Source organism: Wolbachia endosymbiont of Onchocerca volvulus str. Cameroon, from assembly GCF_000530755.1.
Taxonomy (GTDB): Bacteria; Pseudomonadota; Alphaproteobacteria; order Rickettsiales; family Anaplasmataceae; genus Wolbachia.
This window is the reverse complement of sequence record NZ_HG810405.1, coordinates 634,165-655,151: the sequence shown is the minus strand read 5'-3', so window position 1 is coordinate 655,151 and position 20,987 is coordinate 634,165. Positions and strand designations below refer to the sequence as shown.

The window sequence follows — 20,987 nt, the reverse complement described above, 5'->3', positions numbered from 1 at the left end:
TTTTTATGAGAAAGTATTCCTATTGTAAGCTGTAATCTCTCTGGTTATCATAGTAGGGATAAGTATAACAGTGTGCACAATGATATTAAAAAAACTCCTAGTATAAAGAAAAGCCTATCTTTACCTATAATACCAGGCTAAATAAAAGTTGTGCCGATGCAGGAAGAAAGTGAGTGAAAGACAGTGGAAGAGCTATTATTACTGCACATCCAGAGTGAAAATAATATTAGAGGTATAGAAAAAATAGTTGTATAACTAGGTAAGATAGAACAGGTATAGGTAGGTAGTGATGGTGGTAAGGAGAGATGACCAATTAAGCCACATTTATGCAAAGCTGCTTTATAATGTTAAACTGAACAACATTATTTCATTGCTGTTGGTATTATCAGTACCATAATTTCTCTTAGAACATCAGAAGCTAATTTTTTATTTTCAGTTAGCTTCTCAGCTCTTTGTATAGTTAACTTTGATTAAAACTACTAATCTTAAACTAATGTAATTATCTTGTATTTCAATCTATATTTTTTAACTTAGCTGGGTTTTTGAACGAATGACACGCACTAAAGTGCGTGTCATGAAATGTGAGGACGCTAATGATCTGGTTCGTTAGATGACAGTTTCTCTGACTCCTTAAGTCCTTGTTTAAGGTTTTTAATGCCTTTTCCTAAGTCACCCATAACTTGTGGTAATCTACCTGCACCAAACAGAACTAAGATTATTATTAAAACTAAAAACAATTGCCATGGTCCTAAACTCATTTGCACCTCCATTTAAAATATTAAATATTAAGTATAAAAACTTGACTAAAGTCAAGTGACATATGGATTATACCACCTTTATTTAACTATAGATCAAAATTTTTCGATCTATTTTATAATAATTTTAGATTAGGTTTTTTCTAAGTAGTAACAAATATGTTGCAATGTGCTATCCTCAAGTCCTTGATATATATCGCTGGAAACTCCTGATTGAATAATTTTGCCGTTTTTCATTACATAGATAGAATCTGCAACTTTTAATGCTTCTTGTAAGTCATGAGTTACCATTAGCACAGGAATATTTTTACTTCTAAAAAGAGATAATACATGGTGTCTTGTTTGGCACTTAAGCAGTATATCTAAATTAGAAAACGGTTCATCAAGCAATACAACATCAGGATTTTGTGCCATTACTCTTGCTATCGCAACTAATTGTTGCTGTCCTCCTGATAGAGCATTAGAGTACATGTTTTCATATTTTGCTATGTCTAATAGCTTCAAAATTTCCAATGCAGTAAGATACTTTTCCTTTTTAGAAGCACTACGAATAGCAAAAGTTATATTCTCTATCACTGTTTTGTGAGGAAATAATGCGGAATGTTGGAAAATCAATCCTACATTCCTATGTTCTATTGCAATTGATGTATTATTACTTGCTACTAATCTGTTATTTATAAAAATGGTACCAGATTTTGGATTTTCTATCCCTGCGATTAATTTTAAAATCGTTGACTTACCACAGCCTGAATGTCCCAATAAACATGCAACATTTCCTCGTTTCACTTCAATATTTATATTGCTTAAAGCAAAATCACCCTGATTACCATAAGAGTAACTAATGTTATTAATTAGCATCAACTGAAACTATATTATTAAATATGATAACATTATACTCAAGAAATGTATAGGAGCGTTTTTATTGTTGTAAATTAGTTATGTAAGAAGGATTTAGAAAATAAGGAGTTTTTTACTATGACCATTTGTAAGTGATAGGGAATGGGACTATAGCTCAGTAGGATAGAGCATTGGATTCCTAATCCGAAGGTCGTGCGTTCGAATCGCACTAGTCCCACCATAGTACTCTATTGATTTATTATACTATTTTACGTTTTTAGAGAAAATTATAGTCAAACCTATGGCTATATAAAGATTGCAACTTATAGGTGCAGTATAAGTGGTATTATCCAAGTGGCAGAGCTGAGATCCAAGAAAATAGATTCTAGCATTACATTCTGGAATTACGCTATTTTTTGTAAAAGCAAATGTCCATTTATAATTGGCTAATTGCCACTATCTATCTCACTTATATGTTGGTATTTTAAGAGCTTTTAAGCACTTAAATAGGTACTATTTTATAGCGCTGATAGCTAGTAGATGTTAGGTCGTAATGTGAAAGACATATAGTGCACATAGTACAGAAAATTAAATATAACATGCATCAAATACATTAGTTTTTTGTCATTAGTTCACTACAGAGATTTTGCTAAGATCAATAAGTAGCTTCACTACCATAGCAAGAAGGTTAGCAAAGTTTGTCAAGTAGTTTTTATTATTACAAGTCAAACTGTTTTGAAAATATATCAGGAATTTTATCTATTATTTCACTCATGTTCACTTCAGATTGAAGTATACTCTGTTTTACCACTTTTTAAAATTGATTTAGCACCTAATCTAAGTAATATGTTGACAAATTTGCTGTTAACCACAACTCTACTGCTGGTTGTTAGGGTTCTGAGCCATCAAACTGACAATTTTATGTCTTACTTATGCACACATATTAATCCATGTTACATAGGTAATTTTATCAAGTAAATATGCTAGTTATGTTCTTAATATTTACTCTACAAACCTTGATATTACTGTTCACTCCTATACCCATTAGTATCAGTAAAAAATCTATATATTCTATAGTAATCCTTATAGTTTTTTATATCAGATAGTTTGTCAACAGCAAGGCAAATCAAAAAAATAGTGAGAATTAGTACAAACAACCTGACAGGTATTTCAAGTATACTTGATCTTCGCGTCTTTAGTTATTATTAGGATTCCAGCTTTTGTAATAATTTTTTGCTTTTTGGTTAGAATGATGTACATCTTTTGTGCTCGTCAAATTAGATGTATGTTTCACCTTTATTTTTTTGTCATTAACTGGTACTACATTATCAGTATAATGAATCCATGTGTGCCACTCTTGAGGTATTATTGTAGGTTCGGGAACACTACTATATATAACCCACCTTTTTCCTGTATCCGATTCATAGTAAGAGTTTTCACTCTTATCTCTTCCTACAAATTTACCTTTTCTTTGTAGTAAACATTTTATTGCATTAAAAATTTTAGATAACATAAAGCTATTAAAATAAAGAGTATTATATATACTAATACTTTAACAAAAATTTAATGCAATTACCAATCTTACAAGTTATTATACCAATAATTGCATCGATGTTTTGTTCTCTAGCAAGAGAACATAAGTTATCCTGGTTTATCTCTTTTACTACAACAGCAGCTACTTTTTTTATTTCATTAATACTACTTATGAAAGCTTATAATGGTGAAGTTGTAATTTATTACCTTGGAGATTGGGCTCCTACCTACGGAATAGAATTAAGGATTGATATGTTGAATTCCTTAGTTTTAACTTTAGTAAATTTTGTAGCTCTGATAAGTGTTCTTTATAGTTTTTGTGTTAACAAAAAAGAGATTAGCAAAAATAAGATAACTGATTTCTACTCTTTGTTTCTGTTATGCTTAAGTGGATTGCTTGGGATTTTGGTAACAAACGACATATTTAATCTCTATGTTTTTTTAGAAATTTCGTCTCTTTCTTCTTACGTGCTAGTTTCAATGGGAAGAGATAAGAAAGCTCTAGTTGCAGCGTTAGAATATCTGATTAGTGGAACGATAGGTGCAACGTTTTATTTGTTTGGTATTGGGCTTTTATATTCTATGACAGGTACGCTCAATATGTCTGACATGGCTGAGAGAATAGTACCGCTATATGATAATAACATCGTAAAGCTTGGCACATTATTTGTTTTTGTTGCTCTTTCAATCAAGATGGCACTATTTCCATTGGGTAAGTGGCTAGTTAATTCATACAGTGAGGCGCCAAGTTTCATTAGTATATTTTTTTCAGGCACAGTAACCAAAGTTATGATATATGTTTTTATCAGGATCTTTTATACTGTTTTTCATCAAAATTTTTTTTTATTTAAACCGCCATTAGACAACGTAATAGTTACACTTGCGCTTTGTGCTATTGTATTTGGTTCGATATTTGCAATAACTGCGAAAGACATGAAAAGGTTGCTTGCTAATTCCAGTATTAGCCAGATTGGCTATATAATTTTAATGCTGAGTTTAAACTCGAAAGCAGGTTTGTTTGCAGCAATTCTCCATACAATAAATCACAGTATAATAAAGACGTCTTTATTCATGACAGCTGGATGTATTTCTTATAAATTTGACTCAACAAAAGTAGAAAATTTGTCAGGACTTGAAAAATCAATGCCCTATATGACGTTTGCGTCTACTCTGCTTGGGTTAGCGTTAATTGGTGTGCCTTTAACAAGTGGCTTTATAAGTAAGTGGTATATGATGAAAGCAATTATTGAATCTCATGCATGGGTTTCTCTTATAGTTTTTACTGTAAGTTCTTTTCTTGCACTAATATATGTATGGCAGATGGTAGAGAAAATGTATTTTGGAAATGATGCCACATCACGCGTTAGAATGATGCCTGGTAAGGCTAATGAGGTGCCATTACCTATGCTTTTTTGCCTGTTTTTCATGGCTATTTTAACAATAGTAATTGGGATATATAGTAATCCAATTCGTTTAGTAGGTTTAGTAGTTGAAAAATTGGTTTTTTGATTTTTACCTTTACTTTATATTTTACTATACTATAAGGTACTGGAGCTTTTGCTATGGATAGGTTGAAGAAGGTTCATTGGTTGCTGGTCATTAACGTAATAGCTCTATTTTGTATTGGCATTATTGTTCAATATTCTTCTGCTGGAAGAAAGTGGATGCCATTCGCAATTCATCAATTAGTTGTATTCTCTTCTTTTTTTTTACTGGCTATAGCTATGTCGTTCATAGAGCTGAATTTTTATTTAAAGCATGCTTATTTTTTTTATATAGCAGCAGTGATTGCATTATTAGTAGTTAATTTTTCTGGTTCGTTTATAATGGGTTCAGCAAGGTGGATAAGAATTGGTTCAGTTAGTTTACAGCCATCAGAATTTGCGAAAGTGGGATTAGTGCTTGCACTTGCTCGCTATTTTAGTAAGCAAAGTGTATATAAAATGATGGAATTTCAAAAACTATTTAAGGCGCTTATAATTATTTTTTTGCCTGTGTTCTTGGTATTAAAACAACCAAATTTAGGCACAGCTGTAATAATGTTATTTATAGGGACATCAATTATATTTACATCAATAATAAAAGGGTCACATTTAATAATTTTTGGAATATTTAGTATTTTTGTGATGCCAGTCATTTGTTTTTTTTTACGCCCTTATCACAAACAAAGGATACTATCGTTTTTGGATTCATCAACGGATCCGCTTGGAATAGGTTATAATGCACAGCAGTCTCAAATAGCTATTGGTTCAGGGGGTTTGCTTGGTAAGGGCTTTGCTAATGGAAGTCAAACTCAGCTTGGATTTTTACCGGAAAGGCGTACAGATTTTGCTTTTGCAGTACTTAGCGAAGAGTGGGGGTTTTTAGGTAGCATAGTTTTGATTCTCCTTTATACTACGTTACTTGCTATAATATTCTCTGTTGCCTACAGATCAAAAGTTTACTTTTCTAAGTTATTATCTATAGGAATTTTTGCTTTTTTTGGTGTTCATTTCTTCATAAATATTGGAATGACAATAGGTCTTTTACCTATAATAGGAGATCCATTACCATTTTTATCCTATGGAGGAAGCATAACTGCTTCAAGCTTGATATGTATAGGATTGCTACTTAATTGTATAACTTCTGAAGAAGATTTAAGGCTAAGCTCTCGATTTTATCAGTAGGAGGGCTCGTAGTCTAAGATATAATGATATATATATTCTTGTTTTATGGGTCATTTATAGCTAACCTTTAATTATTCTTCACTGGTATAGGCTTTTGTATAATTTTTGGCAACGCTCCTAGGCATATATAACAAGTTAGAAACGAAAAATTATCGGACAAACTTTGCTAACTCCGTTACCGTAATGCGCAAAGGTATTCAGTTATCTTTAACTTGTGTAGGTTGAGTGACAGGATTATTACGTAATTGATATCTTATATTTGATTTTTTACACTATGTATACCTTGTGTCTTTATTATTTTATCTGAACTTTTAACTTTTCAAGCTGAAATACCCTTATAAGTTGTTTAATGTAGCATAAAATATCGATTTGCAAGGTTAGAGAGAGTGAAAAGCTCTACCTATCAGTTCTTTTCCCTTTTTCTGCTTAGTAAGTTTCTTGGCATTTAAGCTAAAAAGTCTATTGCAAGTTTAAGAGTCTTTAAATTGCAGTGTTTAAGACTTTTAAAAACGCCAAATTGAAAATAGATACTGATTGAGGTTTCTTTTGTCTTTTTTATCAGGTAAATTTCTTAAATATTTATAATTAAAACAATTTAAAAATTCAAAAAAATGTTATTCTAGTGCATAACGCTTGAGTCTACTGGTTTTTTAATTGATGAAATTGAAAGATTAAGTTCAGCTTAACTAGATCTTAGAGGTAAAAAAGGTAATTTTGATAAAACTTTTTTGTAGTGTAAGCCTTTTTATGCTCGAACTGTCAGTTTGCTTTTTTTATATCCTAATTTAGGACTTATTGAATCCTTATATGAACTGATTTGTTTTTATATTTTTTGTTTACTTCCTTAGGAGAGGTTAGCTACTGCAATATATACCCTTATTACTACAACAAAAGCTCTAAAGTGGTAAACTAAACACTAGAAAATTCCTTTGTTAACTTTTTTTCTTGTGTAATAAATGGTAGCATGCACCTTACCTGGCTCTTATAAAGATTCACACCATACGTGGTTGCAGTTTGTATGCTTTATTTTCTTCCTTCTGAATTTACTTGTTTGTCCGGAGGTAGTAAGTAAGTTTTAGTGCAGTTATTACATTGTATCTTTACATCACTTAGTGTAAAGTGGTAACAAACCTATATTATGTGAAGCTATAAACTTATTATCAATATATAATAAATGGAAAACTTGCAACTAGATAAAATGCAGAATGATGTAGAAAATATTTGGAGAAATAGAAATGAACTTATTGACTGTAATGTAAAAATAACAGCAAGAGCTCTAGTTGAAGAGATAGTTAATCTTCTTGATTGTGGTAAAATTAGAGTAGCAGAGAAGCTATCAAACGGAAAGTGGGTGGTACATATGTGGGTAAAGCAGGCAATATTATTATACTTTCTTATTGAGGAAAGTAAAGCAGTAGGCAATAACAATTGGTGGTTTGACAAGACTAACAATAAGTTTAATGGATGGAATGAGGAAAAATTTCGCCAATCAAAAATTAGAGTAGTTCCTGGATGTTTTGTTCGTCAGTCTGCTTATATAGATACAAATGTTGTTCTTATGCCAAGCTTTATTAACGTTGGTGCTTATATCGGTTCGGGTACAATGATAGATACTTGGTCAACAGTTGGTAGCTGTGCGCAAATAGGAAAGGATTGTCATATTTCTGGAGGGGTGGGAATTGGTGGAGTTTTAGAACCTATTCAAGCTTTTCCAGTTATTATAGAGGATAATTGTTTTATAGGAGCGCGTAGCGAGGTGGCTGAAAGTGTTATAATAAGAGAAGGATCAGTTTTAGGTATGGGAGTTTTTATTGGAGCATCAACAAAAATTATTGATAGAGAAACCGGTAAAGTATTTTACGGTGAAGTACCTCCTTACTCTGTGGTAGTACCAGGATCTATTTCATCTAAAAATAACATTTCAACATATTGTGCAGTTATAGTAAAAAAAGTGGATGCAAAGACAAGGTCGAAAACTTCTGTAAATGACATATTGAGGGGTTAGGTTATATCTTTATAATAGATGCTACATTATATAGTAAATGGTATCATACAACTGTAAGCAATTAGCTGTAATAATTCTCTGTTAGTTAATTTCAATTTATTAGATTGAATCTTGTCTTTTATAGTTTAAGGATCAAGTTTTTATATTGCTTACTAGGTTTATATTTTCTTTCTCTATTAGAAAAACCTGTAATTTCTATAAATCCTATTTTTATCTATTTTTACAGAATAAGCTCTGTGGCTTTATGTTGCTTATGATCTGATTTACGTATAAGGTTACAGTCTAATCAAACTGGTATTTTTCCCTGTTTATATACTGTGAAACAGTCTTAAATACAATTGATATCACACACACCCTTCCTTATAAAATAATCAATCCACTAAGAACATGCTTCAGTTTGTCTTGTATAGAGTATTGTATGATGGGCATTCCTATTAATCATCGCTTTATAATAAGCTGCTAGATTTTAGCGTAATGTTCTTCCAATAAGTAAAGTTCCTTGGTTGTATTTGCTAAAATGTAGAATTAACATAATTAGCAGTCTTATAGTATAATAGTTATCACCTTTGGGTAGGGGGATAAATTATTATAAATTAATAATGCTTGGTATCTATGATGATTGAACATGGCACTTGTTTGCTGTCATGAATCTAATTACCATACCTAACACTCATAAGCCTTGGCATTGGTACATTCTCTGCTTCCACGAAATATGAATAATTGTTCGTGTACAAATGTCATGAATAACATTTCGTTCACATAATATGATGTTGGCTTTGCTTTAGATTTTCTACTTGCCTTATCAGGGTATGAAGTTTTTGAATGGCCTTTTCTTAGCAAGAGATACTTTCTTTACTGTTCATTGTTCAACTTGAGTTAAAACTATACAATGCCTTTGATCTTATTTTTATCTCTATGAGGGAGATAACAATTTTAAGGGCAACTGAATAGTTTAGTATAAATTTCATCAGCATTTAATTATATCTGTATTAAATTGCTTTTATGCTATGCTGATAAAATACAAATAATGTAACGTTTTATAAATTGGAGATTTGTATGAATCTTGGTGTAAGATTTAGATAACAAAAAATAGATACTAGGAATATAATATGCTATTTTTTGCTATTGCTTGTTTTACCACTATTGTTAATCACTGTTATGGCATATGCACATAACTCTGAAAAAGAGATTCCATTTTCTTTAGATAATTTGTGCAATTTTTGCAGGCTTTCTTTTACTTTACTAGGAATATTACCTCCACGTTCTCTTACGAGCCAGGAATCTTGATGGTGAATCGGATGAGTATCACTTTTTGGGTTTCCTATGTATATCGTAAAAGGTGAAGTTTGTCCTTTGAAGTCACATTGCACAGTAAATTTTTTTATAGAATTAGCCATCTAAAAACCTCTAATTTTCTTTTTGATTGATTTTACAGCAGGTGTAGGGGATGGCTTCTTTACAGGTTCTTGTCTGCTGGCAACATTTTCTTTACCTCTAAGAAATCGAAGAACTTCAGCTCTACTTGGTTGTGATTCTTTCGCTATTTTTGTTCCATGTTTTGCCATAATATTGGCATATGCTAGTACTTTTTTTACTACTTCTGAATCGCCGTTTAGCATTTGAACTAGTGCTTGAAATACTTCTATTAGAGTTAACCCATCAGTGCTTATAACCTTATTTTCTATAAAATTGACAGTTTCATCAAGTTTACATTCAATACTATCATCTGGGTTTATAAAAGTAGTATAATTGTTAATATCCTGATCGCTCATAATCGAAGCACTATTGTTAATAAGCTCTTAAAGTTTATACTATAGATATAAATACTCTACTAATTTGTATTGTGACACGCGATGATTAAACATTTATTAATATATGCTCTCTTATATATATAAATTAATTGATCAAAACCAAGGGTCAATACCTATCAGTGACTTTATGAATGCTGTTCTATACCATAAAAAACATGGCTATTATATGAATAGGTCACCACTTGGTAAAAATAATGATTTTATCACAGCTCCTGAAATCAGTCAATTATTTGGTGAGATAATTGCAGTTTGGGTAATGTATATGTGGGAAAAATTAGGAAAGCCGCTAAAATTTTCTCTAGTTGAACTTGGGCCAGGCGAAGGAACACTTATTCACGATATAATAAGAGTCACTAAAAAACACAGTAATTTTTTTAGATCAATGGCTATTCACCTAATTGAGATCAGCCCTACTTTACAGAAGATACAGAAGGGGAAATTAAAAGAATCAAATATTCATTGGCACGTAGATATTAATGATTTGCCGGAGCAGCCAACTATTTTCTTAGCAAATGAATTCTTTGATGCTCTTCCTATAGATCAATTTATGTATCATAATGGTGAATGGTATGAAAATAGGATAACAAGGCGGGATGATGGGGTATTGTTTCAGTGCCTAATACTAGAATCCAGAAAGGAAAAATCCTATGTTTCACTATTAACTACTCAAATGCCGGATGAAGAGCTTTTTAATGGTGCAGTGGTGGAAATATGTTCAGCTGGAATTGAAATATTCAAAAAACTTGAAGAAAAAATAGTTAGTAACAGAGGGGCTGCTATAGTTATAGATTATGGCTATGTATATCCTACATATAAAAGCACTTTACAGTCTATCAGACAACACAGGTATGCCAATTTTCTTGAAGATGTTGGTGATAATGATATTACTGCGCTTGTGAATTTTCAAGCATTGAAGGACGCATTAAAACACATAGAATGTGAAATTTTAACTCAAAGAGAATTTTTATATCTTTTTGGTATAAAGGAAAGGGTACAAACTTTAATCAAAAATGCAAATGATGAACATAAGAATAGAATTTTTAGTGAGTTTTTAAGGTTAACTGAAAATATGGGTACTCTTTTTAAGGCAATGTTAATCGGTAGTTAGTTAACATTCTATACGTTTAAAAGGCAAACTTCAGCTATAGTTCCGTAGTCTTCTTATACACTCGTCTCTACCAAGAGTTACCATTATATTGATGATCCCAGGTGCATCCATTGTTCCGGTTATAGGGGCGCGTAATGAGTGGTACACATCACTTATTTTAACATTATGTAACTTTGAAAACTCCTTGACTTGAGAAGGTAGAGAGTTCTTGTTCCAGTTTTCATGACTAATTCTCAAGAGAAATGACGCAAGTAATTTGATTGTATCGAGGTTAGATTTGACAATTTGCTCGGCCTCTTTGTTTAAATCAAGTGGTGGATCTTGAATATAAAACTGTGCTAAATCCAATAATTCGTTTAGGTAGCTTGCTCTTTTTTTTAGTTCCGTTAGCCCGTGTAGTAAATAGTTCTTTTTTTTATCGTTTAGAGTATTTTCTCTAAGAATTAGAGTCAGAATGTCTTTATTGTTCATGTTATTAATATAGTGATTATTTAAGTATTTCAGCTTTTTAAAATCTAGGCGTGCAGGTGAACGACCAATGTTTTCTAAATTGAACCACTCTACTGCCTGCTCACTACTGATAATCTCATCGTTTCCATGACTCCAGCCAAGTCTTAGTAAGTAGTTGCGCATTGCCTCTGGTAATATTCCCATTTTTTTATAATCGCAAATGCTTGTTGCACCATGTCTTTTAGATAGCTTATTTCCATTCTCCTGGTGAATCAGCGGTACATGTGCAAAGCGTGGAATATCAAAATCAAGGGCTTGATATATCAGTAATTGTTTAAAAGTATTAGTAAGATGGTCAGAACCACGTATTATATCAGTTATTCTAGTATCATGATCATCAATCACCACGGCAAAAATATATGTTGGAGTGTTGTCAGAACGTAAAATTACTATGTCATCAATTTGTTTGCTATTTACTTTAATTTGACCGTATATTTTATCGTTAACAACGATATCTTGTGAATCTGGGACTTTAAATCGAACAACAGGCTTTACATTTGGTGTTACATTGAAGCATTTATGCTTGTATATCTTTCCTTCTTCTCTTGCTTTTGCTTTCTTTTCTGCAACTTTATTTTCAGGGCAATAGCAGTAATACGCCTTACCTCTTTTGACTAAAAGGTTTGCAACTTCAACATACCTCTCTGTTCTTTTTGATTGGTATATTATTTCTTCATCATAATTCACATCAAGCCATTTCAGGCCGTCTATTATTGCATTGATTGCCTTTTGTGTTGATCGTTTCTTGTCAGTGTCCTCAATCCTTAGTAAAAACTTACCACCATGATGCTTTGCGTAGAGCCAATTGAATAAAGCAGTGCGAGCTCCACCGATGTGCAAAAAACCTGTTGGAGATGGAGCAAATCTAGTGATTATGCTTAACATATTTGCTGTTACGGTAATATAAATAATTATGGCTGAAATTTATGCTTATAACAATTTATAATTTATTTATTTCAAAAGATAAAGTCATATTTTTTATGAATTATAGTATATAACTTAATATTAATTAAATATAGAAGGGCATGTTATGGTTCAATCTAATGGCTTATTGACTTAATGCTATAAGAAAAGGAGATAAAGGTAAATTTGTCAGAATTTATAAAGAGAATGTTGTTTATGTAGCTAAGTAGGCTTGATGAAAATAGTAATCCATTTTTAAATATAGTGAATAAATGACAGAATCCTACACCTACTCAAAGAGGTTATGAAAGACTTAGAAAAAGGTGCCTAAGAGTAAGGTTTAAAAGGCAGAGGAAGCTAAAAATTAAGAGGAAGTGGAAAAAATTAAAGATGGAGTATATTGAGAATATATACAAAGAAATAAAGGTTATGTTAAGGAATAATTGGAGAGTGGTGTAGCACTATTTATTTCTCAGGTGTTATAAAATGGAGGGAAATTAAGTAGGCTACAAGCATAAAGAGTGGCTTCTATGTTTATATTTATATAGTAGGAGTTATAGCATGCATTACTGCCTTGTATTTGTTCTTATACTTTTTATTTTTTGGTTCTCAATATTTTGTACTAGCTTAAGTAGCTACAATAGCTTCTGAATGATCTGTATGTCTATGATATGAGGTTAGAGTTTATTTGTAGCAGCGACATAGAAATTTGCTTTCTCAATTTAAGAAAGTAGACTTATGCAGTGATGGAAAGAAAGTACTGTAAAATTTTAATAGCAAACAGGGGAGAGATTGCTTGTAGGATCATCAGAACTGCCCATAGAGTAGGTATATCTTGTGTGTGCGTGTATTCAGATGCAGATGTAAATTCTGTGCATGTAAGACAAGCAGATGAGTCGAGGTACATTGGTCCTTCGCCTTCTTATCTAAGTTATTTAAACATTGAAAAGATATGCGAAGCAGCAGTTGAAACAGGTGTGCAGGCAGTTCATCCTGGTTATGGCTTTTTGGCAGAAAACCCAGATTTTCCACGTGCTTTGCAAAGATACAGTATAGATTTTATTGGTCCAAGTGCAGAAACAATAGAAGTGATAGCTAATAAAATAACAGCAAAGGAGGCAGCAAAGAGGGCTGGGGTCAATGCGGTACCGGGATATATAGGTAAGATCAATGATGCTGCCCATGCAGCTAGCGTTGCTGAGGAGATTGGATTTCCCGTTATACTGAAAGCTGCTTTAGGTGGTGGCGGTAAAGGCATGCGAGTTGTAAGCTCCAAAAAGGAAATTGAATTAGCATTTATATCAGCAACAAACGAAGCAGAAAAAAGTTTTAAAGATAGGAGTATCTTTATAGAGAAGTATATAGAGTTATCGCGGCACATTGAAATACAGATTATAGCAGATAAATATGGAAATGTGGTGTGTCTTGGAGAAAGGGAGTGCTCAGTACAAAGAAATAATCAGAAAATAATAGAGGAAACTCCAAGCCCGTTTATCAGTGAGAGGGTAAGACAAGGAATGTATATCCAATGTGTTTCTTTAGCAAAGGAAGTTGGTTATTTTTCAGCAGGTACTGTTGAGTTTGTTGTAGATAAGAATCAAAATTTCTATTTTCTTGAGGTAAATACTAGGTTACAAGTCGAGCACCCAGTAACAGAGTTTGTTACAGGAATAGATATAGTGGAAGAAATGATTAGAACCTCTTGTGGAGAAAAATTAAGGTTTAGTCAAGATGATATTAAACTTACTGGATCTGCAATAGAGAGCAGAATTTGTGCCGAAGACCCGTCAAAAAAATTTTTTCCTTCTAGTGGAAGGATAAGGTATTACAATAAACCGGATGAAAATTTTTCTACACAACTCCCTATTATTCCAGTATCAAACACTGCTATCAAGGAAAAAAACGATTGGGTTTCAGTATCATGCGCTGGAGTGACACTGGGTAGTGTTGTTAACCTTTCATCAAAGCAATTGCTGTGTAAGGAATCTAACAACTGTGTAAGGATAGATGATGGAGTTGCTGCAGGTTCAGAAATTAGCATGTTCTATGATTCAATGATCATGAAGGTGATAACGTACGGAAAAGATAGAATAGAGGCAATCGGCAGAATGCAAAAAGCGTTGTCTGAGTGTTATATAGAAGGAGTAACAAATAATATAGAATTTCTGGAATCCATCTTTCATCATCCAAATTTTGTTGCAGCGAAACTCCATACGAGGTTTATCTCAGACCATTATCCAAATGGTTTTCACGGTGATTTTGTTACAGAAGAATATGTTAAGGTGTTTATTTTTGCTGTACTATATGTTCATTTGGAAAATGAGGAAAAGTGCTATTATAAAGCAGTAAATGAAATGTCTTTAATGTCATTCCAGCGTGTGATACTAGAATCTAGAAAAGGAGAAGAATTAGTCCCAGTGTCATTTGCTCAGATGACACCTTGCGGTGTTAGAATGACACTCAATAATATTGGGGGAATATCTAATAATGATGGAACTACAGGCAGTCGTGCAAGAGATTTATTCATAGTGAGAATAAATAACAACGAGTACTCCATAAATGCAAAGTATCAAAATAGTGTGTTAACAACAGTATATAATCACAATACATACTCTATAATAGGTAAGTGGAAGTTAAGTTATAGGTTACTATCTATCACAATTAATGATGATACCAATATAATACTTAAGGTAGAGAAACAAGGTAGTAGATATTTTATAAGACATGCTGGGATGCAAGCTGAATGTTGTGTGTTTAAACCTCATATAGCTAGATTAAGTAAGTTCATGCTAAATAACGAAACAGAAAGAGTTGCAGTAAATGCTGTAAAATCTCCAATATCTGGTTTATTAGTTAAATTACACGTAAATGTTGGAGATCAGGTAGGAGTAGGACAACCTTTATTTGTTGTGGAAGCAATGAAGATGGAAAATATTATATGTGCTGAATCAGAAATGGTGATAAAAAATATTCCCGTTCAAGAAGGAAAAAATGTACAAGTTGGTGATGTGGTCTGCTTTCTTAAATAGCAGAAAAAATATAAACCTGATCCAAACAAGATAAACGAAAATATTTGATGGGTTACAGCAACGGCTATTGGTATGTGAAACAACAAAGTAACTATCCCTAAAATCATCTGAATAATAACGGAGAATAGCATAACATATACCGATTTTACACTGGTATTTTTTATTGTAAGTATTATTGTCAGAACTAATATTAGCAATGCTAATGCTCGGTGTATAAATTGCACTGTCGCTCTATTTTCAAAGATATTGAGCCATATAGGCTGCAAGGAAAGTAAATCTTCTGGAACGATTTGTCCATCCATTAATGGAAAAGTATTGTAAATTAAACCAGCATTTAATCCTGCAACAAAAACACCAAAGATTATTTGTATAGTAACTAGAGTCAGAATAAGTATTGTGTGATATGTACTATGACTAGTAAACTGGGATTCTATTATCCTAGTATGTAATAACATATAACTGTACAAGTACTTGCTTTTAAAAGTAAATTGCACAGTAAATGGTGTTATTCCAGTACTCGGCATTGGAGTCCAGCTTTTACTATATGGTCGCTTGACATGTTTGTTTAAGGTTAAGTCTTCTGGATCCCAGTGTTTGGGCACTGGGATGATGCCTTTTTTAGTGAAAATTACTCTTACATTGTAATGTTTGTATAGTTGTTGTGTACGTAACATTGGGATCCGTATTTGGTAATCAAAAAATTGATATGATAGTAATGCAAAAATAATTAATGCTAACAATAAGTGAAGTGCAAGCCTGTAATGACTGACATGAGGTTCAGATACTAGCCCACTTTTGACCATGTACCAACCAGCAAGAGCTTGTGATATTCCAAACAATAGTGCTGTAGATAGCCTTATTGCTGCCTTTTTAGATATTCTCTTTTTCAGCAGAAAATATATAAATGGCAGAATAAAAGCTAAACCTGTTAGCCTTGCAACCAATCTATGTATATATTCTATTAGATATAAAGTACGAAACTCCTTCATACTGATACCGTAGTTAAGTATTTTATATTCAGGTGTAGCCTCGTACTTTGATTTTTCTTGCAGCCAATCTTGTTCACTCAATGGTGGTAATGTTCCAGAAAATGGTTTCCACTCTGTGATTGATAATCCTGCTTTTGAAAGTCTTGTAAACCCTCCAATCCCCACCATGATGATCACCATGATAGAGCAGAAGAAGAGCCAGATGACTACAGATTTTGATTGCTTTTGTTCCATTGCCGAGGATGAATAATTGGTTCCCACAAAGCGAGAAAAGATGTAATACTATTATGTATCTGACTGTAGGTAGGAAAAAATATTGATATTATATAAAAATATAAAGACATATTTTGCTGATTGATAGTTCTTATCAAAAGAGTCAAATTAGTCATGTACTCTATTATAGAATAATACAAAAATAATTCATTTAAAATACGAGTTAACATTAATGAAAGTAATAAAGATGGAGTAGTGAGAAGTATAAAGTTGCAGAACCAATGAAGGGGTTCAATAGCAAAATTACTTTAAATTCAGCGCATTTATTCAATGGTTTTATGTTTTTTTTAATAGATAATGTAAGTTTGCACATAATATTTGATCCAGCATGTTCTTTTCTTAATCCAAACAAGTATAATAGTTAGTAATTTTTTCAATATCTCCGAATTTGTTAAGTCAGCATCTTTAGTGAAATTATAAATATTGCAGAAAAGGGCTTTTCTCAAAATTCTACAAGGAATGGTTACTGCTACTACCTAGAGGTGGTGATATGTTCATTTTTTCAAATCTAGGCAATAAATATTGAAATTAGTTCATATATTCTAGAGAAAAAGATTTTATAAGAAAACTGTAACTATAATTGTAGTTGTTTAAACTCACCTATACGCAGGCCGACTTGTTGTCGCATTTATTAAGTTCAATTAGTGTTTTTCAACTGCAGCGGATCTATCTTGTTACTTGAATCATATATTGCCGCGCACTTTTTTCTTAGCAAAGTTCATGTCATGATTGTATGACTTAGCTTTTGTTTTAGGAAAAGAATGAAACACTTTTATTACTTTAAAGTATTGCGATAAAGTATATTTTTGCTATAGTTGTAAGTGTTTCCTGATTGTACTTTTCTATAAAAAGCTTCACATCTAATTTTGATTCTGAATAATTTAAACTTTTAATACTTTCAATGAGTTGTTCTACACTGCACTATTCTTTGAAAATAGGTAACAAAGTAATATATACATATGGGAAAACCTTCTTCATTTAACTCATTACAATTTATTTTTTGGTTAAGAGTTACTATAGGTTAAAAAATATAGTTATAAATTAAAATAAATAGTTAGAACATCCTAATCCAAATGAAAGCATCAAAGCAAAGTATATATAATTTGCTGTTGGAATTAAAGTTGAAGTCATAAAAAAAAAGCGAGAAATATCGTACTTAGTTTGATGCTCTTGGATGAGAAATTAGGGGTTCTTATACTATAAATAGTTACTCGCAAATTCTGAAATATTAAAGGTTTTGGTTAAGAGAATCTAAAACCTGTTTACACCTACCTTTATCAATACGCAGTTATCATCATAGTAACCCTTGATCCAATAGTTATTACCTTAATTTGTATTTTTAATCATAGAAAAAAGTAGTATTATTTAATCCTTACCAAGGAAATGTATTATTTTATAATAAAAAATCTTTTCTTGCTCTTTAATGTAAACTAAAATCGAGCTTAAATTTTTCTATATCACTGGCAGAAAATTGCTGACTAAACCTAATGTAATTTTTTGTTTAGATCGCGTGAAAGTGAAGATATGATCTCACTACTGCGCTTGTTATCCTGATGTACTTGTATTATTTTTTTTACGGCATCAGCTGCTATATTTGCTGTACTAGCTTGTAAATCTCCAATAGCTTTTTCAACTTGGTCAGTGACTTTCTTCAAGTGGAAGCGAGCGTTCTCATTCAATGTCTGGTCTAGTTGTTGTCTATTATACTTAATGATTCTGTTAGCCTTATCGAGTGCTTCATTTATTGTTTTATTAACCTCTGCATCTAATTTTTTGTATTTTTCAGAAGACTTTTTATAGTATTCTAACATATCTCTTTTGAATTTTTCAACCTCTTCGTTTGTAAACTTGCTCTTGTCACGTTCTCTATTAAGGATATTTTTTATTAATTTCTTTAATAATCTATATGAAAAGATAAAACCTACTGAGAAAGCAAGGCCAATGATCATTGATGTAGACATAAAAACCTCTAAAATTCTTTGAATATCAAGTTAGCAACAAATTCCTCTTCAATTTCAGAATTAGTTAACTTATTGTAGTAAATTAAAGCGATACCGATAGCTGTTTGCTTTAATTCATCGATATATTCAGATTTAAATTTTGCTACTTTTTCTTCAACAAGCTTATTCATTTTTTTATCTTCCTCTTCTATTATATTTTTTACGCTTGCTCTCATTTCTTCTACTTGAACAAGTGCATTGCTCACGACCTTTTTTGCCTGTGTTCTAGCTTTGTTTAAAGCCAAGTTGTACCTAGTAACCTGGTTTTCTGTGAGTTCTAGAAGACGAATAGAACTATTAAAAGAATCCAATACTTTCTTGTTTCTGATGTTTATTATTTCATCTAACTTTGGTAAAAATAAGTAACATACTATAAAAAAAAGCGAAGAGAAAAAAATTAAAAACCAAAAAACTTGAGAAAAGAAAGTTGAAGCGTCGAGTTGCGGCATATTAGACTAGACAACGAATATTAATAGCAATGCAAGTAGAAATGCAAATAACCCCATTGCTTCAACTAAAGCTGCTCCTGTATAGACGTATTTTTTCATCTTATCTTCTGATTCAGGGTTTCTCGCGAGTCCATTTAGCATGGTAGAAAATATATTTGCTACACCAGTACCAGCTCCAAGCATGCCAAGTACACTTAACCCGATTGCTATAAACTTTAAAGCTACTAAATCCATATATTACCTTCAACCATTTCCTTGTAGGATTAATTGTAAAATGCTCTAAAGATAAAGTCAATTACTTTACTGTATCTGACAAGTATACACATGTTAAAGAGGTGAATATATAGGCTTGTAAAATTGCAACAAACACTTCAAACCCTATTAGGGCAATTATAAACAAAAACGGTATAGGAGTTAGAGCTAAATGCATATTCACAATAAACCCTGCTATTACCTTAATAATTGTATGACCTGCAATCATATTTGCAGCAAGCCTAATTGATAAACTTATAGGTCTTGAGAGGTAAGCAAATAGCTTGATAAAAACCATCATTAGAGCAAGCCATGATGGAGTACCTTCTGGTAATAAAATACGTAGAAATTTTATTCCTCTTTCTTTGAATCCAACAACAGTTGTATAAATAAAAACTATTGTCGATAAGGCAAAAGTAACTATCACATGGCTTGTAACTGTAAAACTGTAGGGAAGGATACCAACTAAATTACACGATAAAGTGAAAATAAATGCTGTGAATATCAACGGAATATGCTTCAATCCTTTGCTTCCAGTGTTATTTTCTATTATTGAAATGACAAAATCATATACACACTCAACTGCAGCTTGCAAATATCCTGGTATTACTGACTTCTGCTTTACTCCTAAGAGCAAGAAAAGTGCAACTGATATTATTGAAATCATCATAAAAAGAGATGAGTTGGTAAAACTTATGTCGTACCCGAATAATCTAGGTAACTCTATTATTGTATATATTTTAAATTGTTCTAGCGGATTTAATGCCATTTTTATTAAAAAAACTTAAAATACATCAGTAAGTAAAGTATGAATTCTATAAAGTAAAGTCAAGGTTTAAGATTGATATATACTCTGTAGTACAGTCTTTTTTACTGACTTTTTTTGATAACTTGAATATTTTCTGTATTCTGGATCTAAAGTTACATTTATAGTAGGGTTATCACTTTCACAATCAAATTCAATTTTATTGATAGATAAATCTTTTTGGGAGTCATTTTAACATAGCTAGAATATGGTAAGCTTAAGCTATACTACTTAGTTTGTGAGAGCGACTATAATTCGGCAAAGATACAGGGCATTTTCGTTGTTGTAGTGTTGATTCATTAATGAAATGTTTATTGAAGTTGTCAACTATTATTAATAATTATGTTTTAGAATTTATTAATTATATTTCATTTGTAATATCTCAATTTGATATGCCATCTTGACTATTAAATAGTTCTTTTTGTGTATCATTTGCTAGTAAACAAAATTTTTCTATAGTTAAGTTTTTCAAACGTTTGTTGCTACTTGGTTTGGTATCAATAGAAGAAAGCCATAATTTTTAGAATTGGGTTTTGTTATAATGTAACTTACCGCCTTCTTCTGAAACATTAATGTCAAACTTGTAGGGAACTTTATATTATTTAACCACTTTTAAAACAATGCTACCGAAAAATTATAAGGTAGGTTGCAATAATTTTGATCAGGTATTATATTAGCTTTCTTTCTACAGCAATCAGGAACTCTTGATTTATGTGCTAGCATCTTTCTTGTTAAGATATTATATTTAGAACTAATTTTGGTAATATTAAAATCTTCCGGACTACCAGCTAAAAAGGACTATTTTTTGTTGTTTCGCTTAATAAAAATAAAATTTTATCCTAAAGTCTTTTTTGGTTTCAATGGAAGTTTTCTCATATTATTTTATTATGTAGTATTTTGATAATTTTAAAAATTAGTTGACGAAAATTCGTTGATAATTGTATATATACTTGAAGCCGGCTTAGCTCAATTAGGTAGAGCAACTGACTTGTAATCAGTAGGTTGTCAGTTCAAGTCCGACAGCCGGCATGTGTGCTGGATAAGAATATATGGTACATGAAA

16 protein-coding genes and 2 tRNA genes are annotated in these 20,987 nt (G+C 31.7%); 7 read left to right on the top strand and 11 right to left on the bottom strand.

The features are described 5' to 3' along the window. Positions 1 to 590 precede the first annotated feature (590 nt). Together tatA and WOVOC_RS02785 are read right to left on the bottom strand one after the other, a co-directional pair. Positions 591 to 758, bottom strand: coding sequence for a twin-arginine translocase TatA (gene tatA / locus WOVOC_RS02790; protein WP_014868718.1), 168 nt, complete (start codon positions 756 to 758; stop codon positions 591 to 593). Between the two features lie 129 nt (positions 759 to 887). Continuing rightward, positions 888 to 1,613: an ABC transporter ATP-binding protein gene (locus WOVOC_RS02785; RefSeq protein WP_014868717.1), complete on the bottom strand. Its 726-nt coding sequence runs from the start codon at positions 1,611 to 1,613 to the stop codon at positions 888 to 890. 143 nt (positions 1,614 to 1,756) lie between these two features. Here WOVOC_RS02785 and WOVOC_RS02780 point away from each other — a divergent pair. Beyond that, positions 1,757 to 1,833 (top strand) — tRNA-Arg (locus WOVOC_RS02780). Positions 1,834 to 2,787: 954 nt separating this feature from the next. Here WOVOC_RS02780 and WOVOC_RS02775 read toward each other — a convergent pair. Next, positions 2,788 to 3,105, bottom strand: a complete 318-nt coding sequence (locus WOVOC_RS02775) for an NADH-ubiquinone oxidoreductase subunit NDUFA12 family protein (RefSeq protein ID WP_025264247.1) — start codon at positions 3,103 to 3,105, stop codon at positions 2,788 to 2,790. Positions 3,106 to 3,158: 53 nt separating this feature from the next. On the opposite strand from WOVOC_RS02775, the gene WOVOC_RS02770 reads away from it, so the two are divergent. The 3 genes from WOVOC_RS02770 (at position 3,159) to dapD (ending at position 7,796) form a co-directional block, all read left to right on the top strand. Continuing rightward, entirely contained in the window at positions 3,159 to 4,634 is a 1,476-nt protein-coding gene (locus WOVOC_RS02770) for a proton-conducting transporter transmembrane domain-containing protein (protein WP_025264246.1), read from the top strand. A 53-nt stretch (positions 4,635 to 4,687) separates the two neighbouring features. After that, a complete protein-coding gene (gene rodA, locus WOVOC_RS02765) occupies positions 4,688 to 5,791 on the top strand; it encodes a rod shape-determining protein RodA (RefSeq protein WP_025264245.1) in 1,104 nt (367 codons plus the stop codon). Positions 5,792 to 6,965: 1,174 nt separating this feature from the next. Further along, positions 6,966 to 7,796 (top strand): 2,3,4,5-tetrahydropyridine-2,6-dicarboxylate N-succinyltransferase, encoded by an 831-nt coding sequence (gene dapD / locus WOVOC_RS02760; protein ID WP_025264244.1) that lies wholly within the window; start codon positions 6,966 to 6,968, stop codon positions 7,794 to 7,796. A 1,112-nt stretch (positions 7,797 to 8,908) separates the two neighbouring features. Here the strand turns inward: dapD and WOVOC_RS02755 are convergent. Both WOVOC_RS02755 and WOVOC_RS02750 read right to left on the bottom strand, forming a co-directional pair. Then, the gene (locus WOVOC_RS02755) at positions 8,909 to 9,193 is read right to left on the bottom strand and encodes a DUF2610 domain-containing protein (RefSeq protein WP_014868712.1); all 285 of its coding nucleotides are present in this window, start codon (positions 9,191 to 9,193) and stop codon (positions 8,909 to 8,911) included. Then, the gene (locus WOVOC_RS02750) at positions 9,194 to 9,568 is read right to left on the bottom strand and encodes a hypothetical protein (protein WP_044104098.1); all 375 of its coding nucleotides are present in this window, start codon (positions 9,566 to 9,568) and stop codon (positions 9,194 to 9,196) included. A gap of 103 nt (positions 9,569 to 9,671) precedes the next feature. Here WOVOC_RS02750 and WOVOC_RS02745 point away from each other — a divergent pair, with 103 nt between their 5' ends. After that, a complete protein-coding gene (locus WOVOC_RS02745) occupies positions 9,672 to 10,715 on the top strand; it encodes a class I SAM-dependent methyltransferase (RefSeq protein ID WP_025264242.1) in 1,044 nt (347 codons plus the stop codon). Between the two features lie 30 nt (positions 10,716 to 10,745). On the opposite strand, the gene gltX is transcribed toward WOVOC_RS02745, so the two are convergent. Next, positions 10,746 to 12,110: a glutamate--tRNA ligase gene (gene gltX / locus WOVOC_RS02740; RefSeq protein WP_025264241.1), complete on the bottom strand. Its 1,365-nt coding sequence runs from the start codon at positions 12,108 to 12,110 to the stop codon at positions 10,746 to 10,748. A gap of 764 nt (positions 12,111 to 12,874) precedes the next feature. Here gltX and WOVOC_RS02735 point away from each other — a divergent pair. Further along, complete coding sequence (locus tag WOVOC_RS02735) at positions 12,875 to 15,157, top strand: ATP-binding protein (protein WP_029784319.1); 2,283 nt, start codon at positions 12,875 to 12,877, stop codon at positions 15,155 to 15,157. Here the strand turns inward: WOVOC_RS02735 and WOVOC_RS04240 are convergent. The 5 genes from WOVOC_RS04240 to WOVOC_RS02700 form a co-directional block, all read right to left on the bottom strand. Further along, positions 15,106 to 16,326 (bottom strand): COX15/CtaA family protein, encoded by a 1,221-nt coding sequence (locus WOVOC_RS04240; protein ID WP_044104096.1) that lies wholly within the window; start codon positions 16,324 to 16,326, stop codon positions 15,106 to 15,108. The two genes, WOVOC_RS02735 and WOVOC_RS04240, sit on opposite strands and share 52 nt — an antisense overlap. A 1,577-nt stretch (positions 16,327 to 17,903) precedes the next feature. Then, positions 17,904 to 18,380, bottom strand: a complete 477-nt coding sequence (locus WOVOC_RS02715) for a F0F1-type ATP synthase subunit B (protein WP_014868706.1) — start codon at positions 18,378 to 18,380, stop codon at positions 17,904 to 17,906. An 8-nt stretch (positions 18,381 to 18,388) separates the two neighbouring features. Further along, complete coding sequence (locus WOVOC_RS02710; protein ID WP_025264238.1) at positions 18,389 to 18,868, bottom strand: F0F1 ATP synthase subunit B family protein; 480 nt, start codon at positions 18,866 to 18,868, stop codon at positions 18,389 to 18,391. Between the two features lie 6 nt (positions 18,869 to 18,874). Continuing rightward, the gene (locus WOVOC_RS02705; protein ID WP_014868704.1) at positions 18,875 to 19,102 is read right to left on the bottom strand and encodes a F0F1 ATP synthase subunit C; all 228 of its coding nucleotides are present in this window, start codon (positions 19,100 to 19,102) and stop codon (positions 18,875 to 18,877) included. A gap of 61 nt (positions 19,103 to 19,163) precedes the next feature. Next, positions 19,164 to 19,889: a F0F1 ATP synthase subunit A gene (locus WOVOC_RS02700; protein ID WP_014868703.1), complete on the bottom strand. Its 726-nt coding sequence runs from the start codon at positions 19,887 to 19,889 to the stop codon at positions 19,164 to 19,166. A 991-nt stretch (positions 19,890 to 20,880) separates the two neighbouring features. Here WOVOC_RS02700 and WOVOC_RS02695 point away from each other — a divergent pair. After that, positions 20,881 to 20,954, top strand: a tRNA-Thr gene (locus tag WOVOC_RS02695). Positions 20,955 to 20,987 lie beyond the last annotated feature (33 nt).